The 17,126-nt window shown below is 60.8% G+C and carries 8 protein-coding genes and 1 riboswitch; of the genes, 5 read left to right on the top strand and 3 right to left on the bottom strand.

Going from position 1 to position 17,126, the window contains the following annotated elements:
• Positions 1-214 precede the first annotated feature (214 nt).
• A riboswitch (cobalamin riboswitch) is annotated at positions 215-433 on the top strand.
• A gap of 123 nt (positions 434-556) precedes the next feature.
• The 4 genes from ACYSTU_RS26075 to cobM all read left to right on the top strand — a co-directional run bounded on the left by ACYSTU_RS26075 (position 557) and on the right by cobM (position 2,702).
• The gene (locus ACYSTU_RS26075) at positions 557-754 is read left to right on the top strand and encodes a CbtB domain-containing protein (RefSeq protein WP_016774486.1); all 198 of its coding nucleotides are present in this window, start codon (positions 557-559) and stop codon (positions 752-754) included.
• Between the two features lie 11 nt (positions 755-765).
• The gene (locus ACYSTU_RS26070; RefSeq protein WP_499002515.1) at positions 766-1,467 is read left to right on the top strand and encodes a CbtA family protein; all 702 of its coding nucleotides are present in this window, start codon (positions 766-768) and stop codon (positions 1,465-1,467) included.
• Complete coding sequence (locus ACYSTU_RS26065; RefSeq protein WP_024012735.1) at positions 1,464-1,877, top strand: cobalamin biosynthesis protein; 414 nt, start codon at positions 1,464-1,466, stop codon at positions 1,875-1,877. Before ACYSTU_RS26070 ends, ACYSTU_RS26065 begins: the two co-directional genes overlap by 4 nt.
• Positions 1,878-1,955: 78 nt before the next feature.
• Positions 1,956-2,702, top strand: a complete 747-nt coding sequence (cobM, locus tag ACYSTU_RS26060) for a precorrin-4 C(11)-methyltransferase (protein WP_499002512.1) — start codon at positions 1,956-1,958, stop codon at positions 2,700-2,702.
• Between the two features lie 115 nt (positions 2,703-2,817).
• Here cobM and nfuA read toward each other — a convergent pair whose 3' ends face one another.
• A complete protein-coding gene (nfuA, locus tag ACYSTU_RS26055) occupies positions 2,818-3,402 on the bottom strand; it encodes a Fe-S biogenesis protein NfuA (RefSeq protein WP_003225494.1) in 585 nt (194 codons plus the stop codon).
• A gap of 103 nt (positions 3,403-3,505) precedes the next feature.
• On the bottom strand, positions 3,506-5,800 hold the full coding sequence (locus ACYSTU_RS26050) for a fatty acid cis/trans isomerase (RefSeq protein ID WP_499002508.1): 2,295 nt from the start codon (positions 5,798-5,800) through the stop codon (positions 3,506-3,508).
• A gap of 155 nt (positions 5,801-5,955) precedes the next feature.
• Between ACYSTU_RS26050 and metH the strand changes: the two genes are divergently transcribed.
• Entirely contained in the window at positions 5,956-9,666 is a 3,711-nt protein-coding gene (gene metH, locus ACYSTU_RS26045) for a methionine synthase (RefSeq protein WP_499002505.1), read from the top strand.
• Between the two features lie 46 nt (positions 9,667-9,712).
• Here metH and ACYSTU_RS26040 read toward each other — a convergent pair whose 3' ends face one another.
• Entirely contained in the window at positions 9,713-17,071 is a 7,359-nt protein-coding gene (locus tag ACYSTU_RS26040) for a dermonecrotic toxin domain-containing protein (RefSeq protein ID WP_499002503.1), read from the bottom strand.
• Positions 17,072-17,126: the final 55 nt, after the last annotated feature.

Here is a 17,126-nt window from a genome sequence, read left to right as displayed (position 1 = left end):
CAGCGAAGGAACCCGAGCCTGCGAGGGCCGAACGTAGGAGCAAGCCTTTTTGGGTACTTTTTCGGCGCTTGGAAAAAGTGCCTCGCCGTAAGGGCGAAACCGTAATCAGCAACACCCGCAGCAACGGATATACACACAAAAACATCAGAAAAACACCCCCACCGCAGCACCGAAAACTCCCCGGAAATTGACTAAAAACCCAAACCCATGTTCTCCTGCCCACCTTGTTACGGGTGCCCTTCACAGGGTGAAACGGGAAACCGGTGAATCATGTGCTTTACTCAAGGCCATGTCAGTCCGGTGCTGCCCCCGCAACGGTAAGCGAGCGAAGCGTCAGATCCACTGTGCACCGGCATGGGAAGGTGATGCTTGCAGGTCGGCCTCGTGCCAACCCCTCGCGAGCCCGGAGACCGGCCCGCAACACCCAGCGCGCGCAAGCGCCGCTGACCACAAACAAACCCGCGGTGGGCGGGCGCTGTTCGAAATCCCTGCGTGCCCGGCTCGCAGGGATTTTCATGCGCTCTGTTTACCCGCTGACATTTCAGAGGGAAGCGCTATGTCGATCATCAGCAATACCGTCAGCCACACTGACCACATTTCCAGCAGCACCACACTCGGCCAACGCGTCGCCGCCGCCCTCTTCGCCTCGATCCTCGGTGCCAGCCTGGTCTGGTTCGCCGGTTTCTCGCACATCGAAGCGGTGCACAACGCCGCCCACGATACCCGCCACAGCGCCGCGTTCCCGTGCCACTGAGGCCTGCCGAGATGATCAAGCGTATCGCGCAAACCGCAGGCTTCACCGGCTTGCTCGCCGCCCTGCTGCTGACCCTGCTGCAGAGTTTCTGGGTATCGCCACTGATTCTGCAGGCCGAATCCTTCGAGAAATCCGAACCGGTCGCGCAAATTCACGAACACGCCGCCGGCACCGCCGCCCACAGCCATGATGGCGAGGCCTGGGAGCCGGAAGACGGCTGGCAGCGCGTGGTCTCGACCACTGGCGGCAATCTGGTGGTGGCGGTGGGTTTCGCCCTGATGCTCGCCGGCCTGTACACCTTGCGCGCGCCGACCAAAACCTCGCAAGGGCTGCTCTGGGGTCTGGCCGGTTACGCGACGTTCGTTCTCGCGCCGACCTTGGGCCTGCCACCTGAATTGCCGGGCACTGCGGCTGCCGATCTGGCTTCGCGGCAGATCTGGTGGATCGGCACTGCCGCTTCGACCGCCGTCGGCCTGGCACTGGTCGCCTTCAGCCGCCACTGGCTGATGAAGCTTCTCGGTGTGGCGATTCTCGCCGTGCCCCATGTGATCGGCGCGCCGCAACCGCAGGTGCATTCGATGCTTGCCCCAGAGGCACTGGAAACCCAGTTTAAAATCGCTTCGCAGCTGACCAACGTCGCGTTCTGGCTGGCCTTGGGCTTGATCAGTGCATGGTTGTTCCGCCGCAAAAGCGCAGGCCCATATCAGGCATGACCGATGACCGCGCAGCGCCGACCTTCGTGGTCGGCCTCGGCTGCCAGCGTGGCTGCCCGGCCAGTACGCTGCGTGCACTACTCGATCAAGCGTTGCAGGCGCACCGCATCGATTTGCGAGCGGTCAAGGCTTTGGCGAGTATCGACCTCAAACGCGACGAACCGGGGTTGCTGGAACTGGCCACACAATTGAACCTGCCGCTGCAGTATTTCAACAGTGCCGAGCTGGCGCCCTATCAACAGCGCCTCAGCCATCAATCGCAGATCGCCTTTGAACGCACCGGCTGCTACGGCGTGGCGGAAAGCGCCGCGCTGGCGCTGGCCGAGCAGTTGATTCAGGCGCCGGCAAAACTGCTGATCCACCGGCAGAAATATGCGCAGGCCACGCTGGCATTGGCCGGCGCTGCATAAAATCCCGATAATCCCCGCCATTGATCATGAGCACGTTTCATCTGCAGTGTGCCTGCGCCTCTTCACAAGGATTCAACGATGACTGTCTACTTCATCGGCGCCGGCCCCGGCGACCCGGAACTCATCACCGTCAAAGGCCAACGGCTGATTCGCAGCTGCCCGGTGATCATTTATGCCGGCTCGCTAGTACCCGCAGCGGTGCTGGAAGGTCATCAGGCCGAAACCGTGGTCAACAGCGCTGAACTGCATCTGGAACAGATCATCGACCTGATCAGGACGGCCCATGCCAAAGGCCAGGATGTTGCCCGCGTGCATTCGGGGGATCCAGGTCTGTACGGCGCGATTGGTGAGCAGATCCGCTACTTGCGTGAGCTGAGCATTCCTTTCGAGATCATTCCGGGCGTGACCGCGACGGCTGCATGCGCAGCGCTGCTGGGCGCCGAGTTGACCCTGCCGGACATTTCGCAAAGCGTGATCCTGACCCGTTACGCCGACAAGACCGCGATGCCCGTTGGCGAGGAGCTGGCCAGCCTGGCGCAACATGGTGCGACCATGGCGATTCATCTGGGGGTCAATCACCTGGAAAAGATACTGGTTGAACTGCTGCCGCATTACGGCGCGGACTGCCCGATTGCCGTGATTCACCGCGCAACATGGCCGGATCAGGACTGGGTCGTCGGTACAATCACGGACATTGCCGCAAAGGTCGAGGCCAAAGGGTTTCGGCGTACGGCGCTGATTCTGGTCGGGCGGGTGCTGGGCAGCGAGGTGTTCAGCGAGTCTTCGTTGTATCGCGCCGGGCATGCGCATTTGTACCGACCGTGAGTGGAACGCGGAGCGTCCCGGGCTGCATGCCCACGCGGAGCGTGGGCATGATCAAGCCACAGGCATAAAAAACGGCGCTCACGGGGCGCCGTTTTTCATGTTCGCAGCGAACGCCTTAGTAGTAGGCGTTTTCTTTCTGCGTGTGATCGGTCACGTCGCGAACGCCCTTGAGCTCCGGGATGCGCTCGAGCAGAGTACGCTCGATGCCTTCCTTCAAGGTCACGTCAGCTTGGCCGCAGCCCTGGCAACCGCCACCGAACTGCAACACGGCAATGCCGTCCTCGACCACATCGATCAGGCTGACCTGACCGCCGTGGCTGGCCAGCCCCGGGTTGATCTCGGTTTGCAGGTAGTAGTTGATGCGCTCGTTGACCGGGCTGTCGGCATTGACCATCGGCACCTTGGCATTTGGCGCCTTGATGGTCAGCTGGCCGCCCATACGGTCGGTGGCATAGTCGACAACGGCGTCGTCAAGAAACGCTTCGCTGAAGGAATCGATGTAAGCGGTGAAGCTTTTCAGCCCCAGCGCGGTGTCTTCAGGCTTCTCTTCGCCCGGCTTGCAGTAGGCAATGCAGGTTTCGGCGTACTGGGTGCCAGGCTGGGTGATGAAGACACGGATGCCGATGCCCGGGGTGTTCTGCTTGGAGAGCAGATCAGCCAGGTAATCATGGGCGGCGTCGGTAATGGTAATAGCGGTCATAAAAACTCCTCGCAGGCTTGGGCGCAGTTTACGCCAATCGGCGCGGCTGACAAAGTCCTAGTATTTTTGTCGGGAAAGAATCCCGGCATATGCCTGCGAATGCTCAAAGGTTCTCGTACCGGTTCATATCCAGCACACCCTCTTCCACCGGATCGGTTTCGTGGATGTACTGGCTCAGATCGTGGAAATACAGCCAGAACTGCGGATGACTGCGACGAATGCCCCAGCGTTCGACGATTTTTTCGAACCGATTGGCATCCCTGGCATTCTCCATCGCATCGACAAACGCTGGCACCTGCTCGGCCGGGACGTTGAACATGAAGTTCGGGTAACTGGTGAGTACGCCCGGATAGATCGTCAAGGTGTCGAGACCCGGTTGATAGCGCAGCGACTCCCCGAGCAAAAACGCCACGTTGCTGTGCGCGCGGTTGCGCAGCACGCTGTATACCTCGCGCTTGCCACTGGCGGTTTCAACGCGCAGCAAGGTCGCTTCGGGCATCTGGTCGATGACTTTCAACCCTGCGGCCGGTCGCGAGGCCAGACGGCTCAAGGCCTGCTCGGCGTTCTGCAACGCCGGATCGATATTCGGTCGCGAGCAATAAGCGCCGTCGCAGCGATTGATCGGGTCTGGCCGCGCGTTCAGATCACCGTAGCGCGCCAGCAACTGCATGGCGAAATCGTGTTTCGGGTCTTTTTCGTCGAGCTTCAGCGCGGTCGGTTTGTCGTCATCGATGGCCTCGTAATCGAGCCACATCTTGAATTGGCCGCCGTCCTGGTACCAATCGTTGAGGTAATCCTCACGTGAGTCGGCGGGCATCAGGCGCAGGAAGTTCTGCTCGGCGCCGTTACGGATCAGGTCGAAATACAGACGGGTCTGCGCCTGATGGGAAACGTTGCCGAACACGTCGAAATTGACCGCGAGCTGGTAGTAGGTGCGTTCCAGAAGCGGATAGTCGAACAGCCACATGGTTTGCGGCACCTCACCGATCAGCCCCTTGGTCACCGAAGCGCTGTCGAAGTGGCGGAAAATGCTCAGCAAGGCGTTGTCGTTGCCGGCCCACAGCGTCGACCAGCTCGGCGCCGGCAGATCGGCGTAGCTGTCACGGCGCAGTGCCTCGTATTCGTTGCGCTTGTCGCGGTAGTTGCGCCACAGACTCAGCACGCTGCCGACATCGTCGTTCTGCCCCGGCATCGCCAGCAGCGGCGTGGCCTGGCCACGGTAGTTCGGGTCGGTGATGTAGAGATCATGTTCCGGCGCCTGGAACAGCGCCCAGAAGTTGTCGCGGATCACGTCGGTCGCGATCTGCCCACGGCACACCGGGCCGCGAATGAAGGTGCGGACGAAGTATTCAGCGTTATCGAGCATGAACTGATAGCGCGCCTGCGCCGGAATCGCCTCGAAGGTGGCAAACGGATTGGCGCGGCTTTGCGGGCCGTAACCCGGTAACGCGTTGACCTGCCAGTTGCCGCTGTAGAACAGGCTCTTGATCCGCGCCATTTTCGCCGCGCTCAGCGGATAAGTGATGTGCGTCTTGTGCACGATCACCCCCTGCACCGGCCACAAGCGGTAATACACCTGGGTGCCCGGGTCGTCGTTGGGGCGGCGCGTGGCGATCAGGTCGATCGGCTGGCCGCTCGGCGTGCGCGAACGCACCCACTGGAAATAATGCCCCGGCTCGCCGTCCTTGAAATAAATGTGCGCCAGATACCAGTGTTCGAACAACCAGCGCCCCACCAGACTCTGCCGCGCACCGGGGGCGTTGAGCAGGTTTTCCCACTGCAGGATCTGCATCGCCTCTTTGGCACTCGGTGCCAGGCTCTGTTCGTCGATCGGCGCGCCAGACGCCAGCCAGCGCTGCAGGGTCTGGTATTGCTGGTCGGTCAGGCCAGTGACCGCCAGCGGCATGCCCTCTTTCGGGTGCGCGCCGGCATATCCGTCGAACTCCGCAGGCATTGCGCATAGATTGTTGCGATTGAGCCCCAGGACAATGTCTTCGGGCAGCTTGGCGTTCGGCGTCAGCGGCGTCTTGTGGCCGAGTTCAAGCATGCGTGCCATCAGCGCAGCCTGACTGCCCTGGGCATCGAGCACCGAATAGAAGTCTTTCTGCTGCCAGGCGCGCTTGCCGAAGGCGTCGTAAAACAGGCGCGTGGTCGGTGCTGCCTGAGTGCGTTCGCCGTCGTACACGGGCATCTTGCTCGCGCCACGAGCAGCGCCTTCGCCACTGCCCAGATTGAGCTGACAGGCCGAGTCATAGCAGGCATGGCAGGCTACGCACTTCTCGGTGAAGATCGGTTGGATATCGCGGGTGTAGGAGATGGAAGAAGAAATGGCAGGATCTTGCGCCGCAACGCTCCCGCTCAGGACCAGCAACCATAAACTGATGAAGCGGTGCGGCATGTTGCTGATCTCGATGATAAAAAAAGGCTGCGATTCTACCGTTATGACGCTCGTACCAACATGAGCGATATTCATGCAAAAGCTGCACATGCTCCAAAAGCGCACAGGTTTGCTATGATCGCGCTCCTTCGTAATGGTCTTTTCGAGTAGTCCACATGTCCGATCGCAGCGTCCGCCTTCAAGCTCTCAAGCAAGCCCTCAAAGAGCGCATCCTGATTCTCGACGGCGGGATGGGCACGATGATCCAGAGCTACAAGCTCGAAGAGCAGGATTATCGCGGCAAGCGCTTCGCGGACTGGCCGAGCGACGTCAAGGGCAACAACGACCTGCTGGTGATCACCCGTCCGGACGTGATCGGCGGTATCGAAAAAGCCTATCTGGACGCCGGCGCCGACATTCTCGAAACCAACACTTTCAACGCCACGCGCATTTCCATGGCCGATTACGGCATGGAAGAGCTGGCCTACGAGTTAAACGTAGAAGGTGCACGTCTAGCGCGCAAGATTGCCGACGCCAAGACCGCCGAAAACCCGGCCAAGCCGCGCTTCGTTGCCGGCGTGCTCGGCCCGACCAGCCGCACCTGCTCGCTGTCGCCCGACGTCAACAATCCCGGCTACCGCAACGTGACCTTCGATGAGCTGGTGGAAAACTACACCGAAGCCACCAAAGGCCTGATCGAGGGCGGCGCCGACCTGATTCTGATCGAAACCATTTTCGACACCCTCAACGCCAAAGCGGCGATCTTTGCCGTGCAAGGTGTGTTCGAAGAGCTGCACCTCGAATTGCCGATCATGATTTCCGGGACCATCACCGACGCCTCCGGCCGTACGTTGTCGGGCCAGACCACCGAGGCGTTCTGGAACTCGGTAGCGCACGCCAAGCCGATTTCCGTTGGCCTGAACTGCGCCCTCGGCGCCAGCGAACTGCGTCCGTACCTGGAAGAGCTGTCGAACAAGGCCAGCACCCACGTATCCGCGCACCCGAACGCCGGCCTGCCGAATGAATTCGGTGAGTACGACGAACTGCCCTCGCAAACCGCCAAAGTCATCGAGGAATTCGCCCAGAGCGGTTTCCTCAACATCGTCGGCGGTTGCTGCGGTACCACCCCGGGCCACATCGAAGCCATCGCCAAAGCCGTGGCCGGTTACGCGCCACGTCAGATCCCGGAGATTCCCAAGGCCTGCCGCCTCTCCGGTCTGGAGCCGTTCACCATCGATCGCAGCTCGCTGTTCGTCAACGTTGGCGAGCGCACCAACATCACCGGTTCGGCAAAATTCGCCCGCCTGATCCGTGAAGACAACTACACCGAAGCCCTCGAAGTCGCTCTGCAGCAGGTCGAGGCCGGCGCGCAGATCATCGACATCAACATGGACGAGGGCATGCTCGATTCGAAGAAGGCCATGGTGACCTTCCTCAATCTGATCGCCGGCGAACCGGATATCTCGCGCGTGCCGATCATGATCGACTCGTCGAAATGGGAAGTCATCGAAGCCGGCCTCAAGTGCATCCAGGGCAAGGGCATCGTCAACTCGATCAGCATGAAAGAAGGCGTCGAGCAGTTCATCCATCACGCCAAGCTGTGCAAGCGCTACGGCGCTGCGGTGGTGGTGATGGCCTTCGACGAAGCCGGTCAGGCCGACACCGAAGCGCGCAAGAAAGAGATCTGCAAACGCTCCTACGACATTCTGGTCAATGAAGTCGGCTTCCCGCCGGAAGACATCATCTTCGACCCGAACATCTTCGCCGTCGCCACCGGCATCGAAGAGCACAACAACTACGCCGTCGACTTCATCAATGCCTGCGCCTACATCCGCGATGAGCTGCCGTACGCGCTGAGCTCCGGCGGCGTGTCCAACGTGTCGTTCTCGTTCCGTGGCAACAACCCGGTGCGTGAGGCGATTCACTCGGTGTTCCTGCTCTACGCGATCCGCGCCGGGCTGACCATGGGCATCGTCAACGCCGGTCAACTGGAGATCTATGATCAGATCCCGGTCGAGCTGCGCGACGCGGTCGAAGACGTGATCCTCAACCGCACTCCGGACGGCACCGACGCCCTCCTCGCCATCGCCGACAAGTACAAGGGCGACGGTAGCGTCAAGGAAGCCGAGACCGAAGAGTGGCGTAACTGGGACGTCAACAAACGTCTGGAACACGCGCTGGTCAAGGGCATCACCACGCACATCGTCGAGGACACCGAAGAATCCCGCCAGTCGTTTGCGCGGCCGATCGAAGTGATCGAAGGCCCGTTGATGTCCGGCATGAACATCGTCGGCGACCTGTTCGGCGCCGGCAAAATGTTCCTCCCGCAAGTGGTGAAATCCGCGCGCGTGATGAAGCAGGCCGTGGCGCACTTGATCCCGTTTATCGAACTGGAGAAAGGCGACAAGCCGGAAGCCAAGGGCAAGATCCTCATGGCTACGGTCAAGGGCGACGTGCACGACATCGGCAAGAACATCGTCGGCGTGGTGCTCGGTTGCAACGGCTATGACATTGTCGACCTCGGCGTAATGGTCCCGGCCGAAAAAATCCTGCAGGTCGCCAAAGAAGAAAAATGCGACATCATCGGCCTTTCCGGCCTGATCACGCCGTCGCTGGACGAGATGGTTCACGTTGCCCGTGAAATGCAGCGTCAGGATTTCCACCTGCCACTGATGATCGGTGGCGCGACCACGTCGAAAGCGCACACCGCGGTGAAGATCGAGCCGAAGTACAGCAACGATGCCGTGGTCTACGTGACCGACGCCTCGCGCGCCGTTGGCGTGGCAACCCAGTTGTTGTCCAAGGAGCTCAAGGCCGGGTTCGTCGAGAAGACCCGCCTGGAATACATCGACGTGCGCGAGCGTACGTCCAATCGCAGCGCCCGTACCGAACGCCTGAGCTACGCCGCCGCGATCGCGAAGAAGCCGCAATTCGACTGGGCCAATTATCAGCCAGTCAAACCGACCTTCACCGGCAGCAAGGTGCTCGACAATATCGATTTGAAGGTACTGGCCGAGTACATCGACTGGACACCGTTCTTCATTTCCTGGGACCTGGCCGGCAAGTTCCCGCGCATCCTCGAAGACGAAGTGGTCGGTGAAGCCGCCACTGCGCTGTACAAGGACGCGCAGGAAATGCTCGCCAAGCTCATCGACGAAAAACTGATCAGCGCCCGTGCGGTGTTCGGTTTCTGGCCGGCCAATCAGGTCAACGAAGACGACATCGAGCTGTACGACGACAACGGCAAGCCGCTGGCCAAGCTGCATCACTTGCGTCAGCAGATCATCAAGACCGACGGCAAGCCGAACTTCTGCCTCGCCGACTTCGTGGCGCCGAAGGACAGCGAAGTCACCGACTACGTCGGCGGCTTTATCACCACCGCCGGCATCGGTGCCGAAGAAGTGGCCAAGGCCTATCAGGACGCCGGCGACGACTACAACTCGATCATGGTCAAGGCTCTCGCCGACCGCTTGGCCGAAGCCTGCGCCGAATGGCTGCACCAGCAGGTGCGAAAAGAGCACTGGGGTTATGCCAAGGATGAAACGCTCGACAACGATGCGCTGATCAAAGAGCAATACCGTGGCATCCGCCCTGCTCCCGGCTACCCGGCCTGCCCGGATCACACCGAGAAAGCCGCGCTGTTCACCCTGCTCGATCCAGAGGCTGCGGAAATGCGCGCCGGGCGCAGTGGCGTGTTCCTCACCGAACACTACGCAATGTTCCCCGCCGCAGCGGTCAGCGGCTGGTACTTCGCCCATCCGCAGGCGCAGTACTTTGCCGTGGGCAAGATCGACAAGGATCAAGTGCAGAGTTACAACGCGCGCAAAGGCCAGGACCTGAGCGTGACCGAGCGTTGGCTGGCGCCGAATCTGGGTTACGACAGCTGAGTCGAGCAGACCTGGGAGCGCGCTGCTCCCAGGTCTGCTCGATCACTCAGTCGCGGCGCCACGAAGGTCCGGGTTTCGGTGACGACGGTGCCGATGGCGACGCTCCCGCATCCTGCGACGCCAGGCTCTCCAGTTCTGTGCGAGTCAGAGCCTTGAGTTTCTCGATACGCGCGTCCGCCAGTTCGATTTCAAGCACCCTCATCGCGTCCAGATAATCGCTGTTTTCTCTGTCCGGGTAGGCATCCTCGACCGCTTCGTGCCGCCTGGTAGCGTCGCGTTCAAGTGCCTCGAACGCCTCGGCGTGGCGATCCTGCAAATAGCGGATCCAGTAGTCCCGCGCAATCAGATCCTCCAGAAACATGGGTGATGCCTCGTCCGCGAGAACCGAGGCACGCGCATTGAGCAATCGTCGCCCGCGAATCGGTGAGGCGTACAACATGTGTTCGGGTTGCGCCGGCAACTCCAGGTCGTCCGGCCAGCCGCGTGTCAGGCCGATGCGGTATTGCAGGCGGACTTCCGCGCGATCCTTGTTCCTGGCGGCGGCTTCGGCCAGTCGATCCACCCTTTCCAGGCGAAACAGCCGTCGAGTCAGATCAAGCAGCGCTCGGCCGCGTTGCAGCTGACGATGCCGCGGAATGTCGCGCAGAGCGTTGTATTCATAGACGCGGGTCTCCAGTTCGCTGAACGACAGGATCCGGCCATCGGGGCACGTGCCGTGGGTTTCGGCGTTGAAAAACAACAGCTCGCGCAGTTCAGCATTTTCCGTGGCAGCCTGGATCACTTGCCAGACCCGGTGGGTCAGATCGGCACCGGCAAACCTGAATTCCAGGGTGTCGGGCAAGGTCGAGAGCAAATGAAAGAACGCCTCATGGTTGGCCTGTCGAGCCAATTGCAGCCATAGCGCTTGCCGTGCTGCACGCGCATCTGCATGCGTATAGGTCATCCATATGTCCATCGCCGGCGTCGCCACGTCCTGCGCCGGATTGGCAATCACCTCCGCAGCCTCCACACCGGCATGCATATCCACGGGCCTGCTACTGCTACCGCCACCGCCTCCGCCACGCGGATCATCACCATCGTCGCTATCGGAGTCGGGGTCCGAACCCCGATCCGAATCCGATTCGGATCCGCTATCGCTTTCCGAGTCGCTCATACGCTCGGCGATCAAGCGCTGCAAGGACTCCGGCGTGTAGCCCAGCACGTCACTGCCGCCATGCGCGACGCTGTAGTCCCTGATCTGCTCCAATGCGTTAAGCGACAGCGAGTTCTCCGACAGATCGGTGCCTGCCACGAGCGCCTCATGATTGCCGCCCAACAGCCGGTCCGGGAAAACCATGATGTTGTTGCCCGACAGGTCCAGCCTTTGCAGATGCGCCAGTTCAAGCACGCCTTCAGGCCAGAAATCCAGGCCGTTCTGGCCGAGGTTGAGGGTTTGCAGACTGCTGTAGGTTGCGGCGTTGAATTCTTCCAGCTGATTGTGACTGAGGTCGAGCCAGCGCAGCCGCGCCCCGCTCGCGTGCTGATACACCGATTGCGCCACGGCCAGGCGATTGCCGCTCAATTCCAGCCGTTCGAGCCGGCTGAGACTGCCGACAGCTTCCGGCAGGCGTGCCAGGCCCGTGCCATTGAGCATCAGCGTGGTCAACTCAGGAAACGCCGGGCAGAAGAGGTTGAAACTCTCGACGGAAAATTTGGCCCCGGTCAGGTCCAGCGTCCGCACATGGGAAAACACGTTCGACAGCGCAGGCAAATCACCCAAGCCGCCCGCTGACAGGCTCAGCGTGCGTCCGGCGGATTCGGTATGGCCGGTGAGCCCGTCCCGCCAGCAAGCGCGGATCCTGGAGGCATCAAAGAATCTTGTTGACGACGCCCCTTCACCAGCCCCTTGCGCCGGGTTGAAGATCCAGCCGTTCAACTCACGCGTCAACGCCTCGTTACTTGCTTGCCACTGATTCAGTCTGCCGACCATTTGCTCAGGGGACAGGCCTTCAGTGCGTAAACGCTCAACGCTGGCCTGGGCCTTTTCAAGCGACAGTGACGGAAAGATTTCCAGCACTGCGCGATGCATGTCGGTGCCTTGCTGAATGACCGAGACAGATGGCAGTGGCAAGAGATGAGCAGCGCGATTGAGTGCCGTGTCAGGCGTGGCACCGCTGGAACCGGCGGGTAACGATGGCGCTTGCGATTCGAACCGTTGCAGCGCCCCTTCGGGCAAACCCAAGGTCATTTCGATACGTCGCTGCGCCGCCTTTAGGCTCGCTTCGCCGCCGACACTGAAGCGGTTGTTCAGCAGCCTGGTCTTGAGCAGCACAGCGTTGTCGGCAAGCACGTGATCGGGGAGCGAGCCGATGGTGTTATGCCGCAAATCCATTGCTTGCAAATGCGCCAGGTTCTCCGCCCCCTTCGGCCACACATTGAGCCCGTTTGAGCTGAGGTTGAGCGTCCTGAGGCCGGTCAGGCGAGAAACGTCCAGTGTGTCCAGCCGATTGAGGCGGGCATTGAGATGTTCGAGATTGCTCAGCGCGTCGAATTGATCTTGCACCTCAGGGGTCACGGCGATTCGGTTGAAAGACAGGTCCAGCTGTGTGAGCCGGGGCAAATCGGCTGGCCGCACCGGCACTTCGGTCAATCCGCAGGCGGTGACCTCCAGGCTTGTGGCGCCACTGAACGCCTGGAGAAAGCCGCGGATTTGTTCGACCGGCACAGTCAAGCGGTCCAGCCGAACCCGCTGTACATGAGCAAACGTACCGGCCGGCAATTGCGGCAGCTCACTCACCGACTCCGCGCCCAGCGCCCAGGCGGTGTCAACCAGTTCAAACATGCTGGCGTCGTCCAGATCGCTGGCGGATATCCAGTCCTCAGCATTGAAGGGACGAACGTCATCGTTCAAGCGATAACGCCGGCGTATGGCCGCGCGCCAGTTTTTTTCCAGTGCACGAACCACCCGGGCATTGGGCGGCGCTTGCCAGCGCGCTGCCGGCGTCGCCGTACGCAACTCTGCGGATGCGCTGGCCTCGTAGAACTGGCGGAAAATTGCGCTGTGCTCCACGCGCAGAATCTCCACGGCTCCAAGTCGGGTCTCCGGTGTGTTCCACAGACTCATGATGCGCTGAGGTAACGGGTTGAGACGGCCGGCCTCACCCGTCAGAAACTGCAGTTCCCCGGCGCAGTAGCGGCGGACCATCAAGTCCAGATCAACCAGATGCCCCCATTCCCCCATGTAGTTTTTCACATAGTCGTAAGCCGGTTTGAACGCTCCGTGGGAGAACCTCGACCAGTCCAGGGACAAACCGGCCCAGAGTCTCTCGTGCCCGACATAGAGGGTCTGTGGAAGGGATGCGATGGCGGTCTGCGTCAGATCCAGACGCTCCAGTTCAGGCAGTTGTTCCACATAAGCCGGCCACTGCGTCAGGCCCGGCGCTTCAATCTTGAGTTTCTTCAGTCGTTCAAGGGGAGCCAGGTCCAGCTCGGGCGGGCTGCCTGCGCCGCCGGGAAAATCGAGATGAAGCTCCTCAACCGCGGTCAGGCTACGCAATCTTGTCGACAGATCGGCAGCCATCACCCGCGCTGGCGTTCGGAACTTGAGCTTTTTCAACGCGGACATGCGGGTCACGCTCAGGGGCAAGGTCGTCAGTGACTGCTCGTGCTCCATGTAGGTGCCGAACAGACTGCCCCGCTCCCCCAGCGACAACTTTTCGATATTGGCAAATCGCGCCAGGAAGGCATCGGCATTGGCGTCGGTCAAACCTCCGCCGCCAATCGACAGTTCACGCACGTGAGCAAAGTCGACGGTCATCTCTGGCAGAGGATCGTAGGTGAGAATCGACAGTTGATCGGCACCCGCGACCCCAGTGGACAAAGCGTTGCGCCAGCAGGTTTTCAGCGCTTGCGCGGTGCGAAACTTGTAATTCGTTCCGGAGCGTTCCCAGGGCGCCGCCGTCGCTGTCCCCGCCCATTCATCCAGCGTCGCATTGAGCTGTTCCCACTCACGCCGACGTGATTGCAACAGCTCGAAAATGGCCCGGTCGTTTTTTCCTGCCCGATACTGGTCAAGGAGAAAGCCACGAGCCTGTTCGTCGCTCAATTGCGGGTAGATATCCTGGATGTGAGCCAGCAGGTTCGGTGCCAATCCCGCGCCGCGTCCACTGGCGGGATAACCGATCAAGGTAGCGTTCACCCGCACCGGGGGCTTTATCCACTTGACCTGAGGTGCCAGCAACGCGGGTGCATCGGCCTGGTGCTGGTCGGCGTGATCGATGATCTTTGCTTGCAACTCTGCGGACTGCCCGACCTCAGGGACACCGAGGCCGCGGCGCGCATGATCAGGCAGGGCATGCATGATCGAGGAGTAAAAATTGTCGCCGTCGCGAGGCAGGCTGTTGAGTGCCTCACCGCGCTCGTTGTATGCCTGAAACTGAACGCCTGTTTTGATCAGGTATTTTTTCTCGCCGGCGGTTTCACTGCCGATGCTGTCGAGCAGCATGCCGGCGTCGTGGCCTTCGCGTACTTCAATGCGAAGGCTGTCGGGCCAACCCGCCAATTGCTCCAGCGTGTGCATCGCCAGGCGCCGGCTGTCCGCAGACGCGACGTTTTCGCTGCGCAGACCGGCATATGCCGCTACCTGTCGACTTTGCCGCGCGTACCAGCGGGCCTCCTCCAACAGGCGCAGCGGTACTCGTTGCCCTGAGCCGAGTCGCTGAAGATCATCGGGTCGACCATGTGCCAGCACCGTTTGCGCCGCCGGTTCACTGAGTCCCGGGCAGGCCTTCTGCAAGCGCGCGACCTGCGGATCGACGGGGTCGGTGCCCGAATGAATGCTGTCGTAAATCGCCGGCTGGCGGGTGTTGGCGTAGTCGGCGATCTGCTTGCCAAACTCTGCCGGTCGGCCATTGCGCACGCGTGCCCCTTGCTCGCCGAGGAGCCGAGTGATTTCTGACTCGTCCAGCCCTGCGAGAATACGTGCTGGCAGTTCACCGCTGAAGATATCGGCCCGCGATATCTGAATGGGTGGCTTGACGCCGACATCGCGAAACCGCCGCGCGGCGCCATACCTGACGAACTTGCCGGACAATTGCTCGCCGTCGAAGACTTCCAGCACCCGGTTCTCCGGCCAGCGCGGCATTTCGGTGATCAGCGGCAACGCGTAGAGGTACAGTTCATCGATCGGTTTTGTCCCGCGCAACTGCTCGACAACCAGTGCCGCGTTGCCGTCTGCTTGCATCATGCGCATGGCCTGGGTCAGTTCCGGTGGTGGCAGCGAAGAATCAATGTGCATCTTGCGCAGCGCGGCTTCACTGACACCGCTGATATCGGCAGCCTTGATCAGCTGTGCATCGGAAAACGCTTCGGTTGCATGGCCGATGCGCCGCAACAGGGTCAGACGATCCCAATCCTGCGGACGTTCCAGAGTATGCCGCCAGGCACCGCTTCCATTGCTGTGGAGCACCGGCTGCCAGGCGTTGATGTCGGTCGGATGGCTGATCCGCCATTTGCCGATCGATTCATCGAAAAACTGCTCATAGACCTTGCCGCTCTGGCGAATATAGGTTTTACCCTCAAGCACGTGCTGGCCGGCACTGTTTGGCCCGGGACTGACAGGCAGTGCGACAGCCGACTCGTAAGCGCTCAAGTCGGGTTTCCACAGCCGGGTTTCGCCGTTGGGCAACTTCACCGGATGCAGACTTTCAATGACCGGCACGGCTTTGGCGCTTGAGATTTTCCTTACTGCGGCGCCCACACCGGCCATCAGCGCAATCTGCGCAAGGTTTTCTGCCACATCGATCAAATGATCCTTGGCCGCCCGCCGATCGCCCTCGGCCCATTCGATTGCGCCCTCAAGCGTTTCATAGAGCAGTTGCCCGGCCATCACCACCATCATCACTTCGCCCAACACAGGCACGAACATCGAGACCATGTTCAGACCGAGCATGCCGAGTTGCATCAGATGCGCCAGTTTGGCGTCCCTTGCTCGCGCGTCTACCTCGGCAGTCGGTACCGCATGGCTTCGGGCATCATCGATCAGCTTGGTGCGGTTCTGGCTATAGAGGTATTGCCACAGGTCCTCGTTGGGAGCCCAAAGTCCCTGCCCCTTGCGTCCCAGGGTGGACGGTGCGATGTAAGGGTCCGCCACTGGCTCCCATTTGACCTGGCGTTCGGGCGGTACCTGCTGAATGCGGGTGAACGCCGAGCCGGCGGTGAAGCCCTGCAGCACCGACAGCCATGGCGAGCGCAGCAGATCCCAGCCATCGCCGGGTGAGTCAGGCGCCTTTTGCCTGAACTGGCTGAAATACTCGGGACGCTGGTCATAAGGCAGGAACTGGCTGAGAAAGCGCTGGTAGGCGGTGGGCTCCGCGCCCGTCTGTTGCGGAGCGTCGCGTGCAGTGAGCAAGCGTTTGAGCTCGTCGCGCATCTGCTGGAACGTGTAGCGCTTGAGCGGATGTTCAGGATCGTGCGGGATGTAAAGGATCAGTTCGTCGGTATAGCGGTATTTCTCGCAGATGACGAACGCGACGCAGCCGGTGAGTCTTTTTTTCATCAACCCCAGGTCCTTGAACCAGACCTGTTTTTTCCCCATCCAGGGATGCATCTCGCCGTCAATCACCGAGACGATCATCGCGTGATCCGCCGCCTCGATATCCTTTTGCAATAGCGCCTGCTCGGCCGCAGCGCGCAGCGTCGCCTTCTGCGCGGCAATGAAGCGTTCGGCAAGCACTGCCTCCGCCACCGCCTTCTCAGGATGAAAAAATTCTTGCAGGTAAGTCTGGTATTGCTGGCCGATATCCAGATCGCGGCACAGGTGCAGAAACTGGCTGACCGAAATACCGATGCTCACATGGTCGAACGTCTGCGCCGTGGACCCTGCCACCACAAAACCAGAGCTCGAATGGTAGGTCCCTTCGCATTCGCCAGCTTCGAAGTTGTGCAGTGCGGCTTCCAGCAGCGTTATCTTGAGCACCTCGAATGAGGCCAGTTCGATTTGCTGGATACCCATCTCCACCGGGCGGCGCAGACACAGCAGCGTTTTGTCGACATCGATATCCAGCGAGTGTTTGTCTTTCAGCGCTTTGATGACTAATGGCCGGGCAAACGTCTCGACGTCCTGAAGTTTCGCCATGCGCTTGTCGAGACTGTTCTGGGCGATGACACTGGCCTTGAACGTGTCGTCCACGGTTTTGCGCTGGGCCGGCGTCGCATCCTGATACCAGGCTGGCAATGCTGTCGCAACCGCCTTGAAAGCTTCGCGCCGTTGCGGCGAAGCGTCGGTCAACCATTGCGGGATCGAAGCTTCGAGAAACTCGCCGTGCAGGCTTTGCGTGGCAACGAGCTTTACTGACCGACTGGCGTCTGCCGGCTGATCGGTCGACGCAGGCTGCGTCGACACGGGTTTTGAGGAAATAGCGATCATGGTCACTCCTTGTTGATGGAGCGCTCAGCAAACCATGTCGCGTTATCGCTTCTGC

The organism is Pseudomonas glycinis (assembly GCF_054871425.1).
Note: the sequence above shows the minus strand (reverse complement) of the source record. Positions and strands in the feature narration are given on the sequence as shown.

Coding starts and splice junctions, on each gene's coding strand:
- ACYSTU_RS26075 (WP_016774486.1), top strand. CDS start 557: ATGTCGATCATCAGCAATACCGTCAGCCACACTGACCACATTTCCAGC.
- ACYSTU_RS26070 (WP_499002515.1), top strand. CDS start 766: ATGATCAAGCGTATCGCGCAAACCGCAGGCTTCACCGGCTTGCTCGCC.
- ACYSTU_RS26065 (WP_024012735.1), top strand. CDS start 1,464: ATGACCGATGACCGCGCAGCGCCGACCTTCGTGGTCGGCCTCGGCTGC.
- cobM (WP_499002512.1), top strand. CDS start 1,956: ATGACTGTCTACTTCATCGGCGCCGGCCCCGGCGACCCGGAACTCATC.
- nfuA (WP_003225494.1), bottom strand. CDS start 3,402: ATGACCGCTATTACCATTACCGACGCCGCCCATGATTACCTGGCTGAT.
- ACYSTU_RS26050 (WP_499002508.1), bottom strand. CDS start 5,800: ATGCCGCACCGCTTCATCAGTTTATGGTTGCTGGTCCTGAGCGGGAGC.
- metH (WP_499002505.1), top strand. CDS start 5,956: ATGTCCGATCGCAGCGTCCGCCTTCAAGCTCTCAAGCAAGCCCTCAAA.
- ACYSTU_RS26040 (WP_499002503.1), bottom strand. CDS start 17,071: ATGATCGCTATTTCCTCAAAACCCGTGTCGACGCAGCCTGCGTCGACC.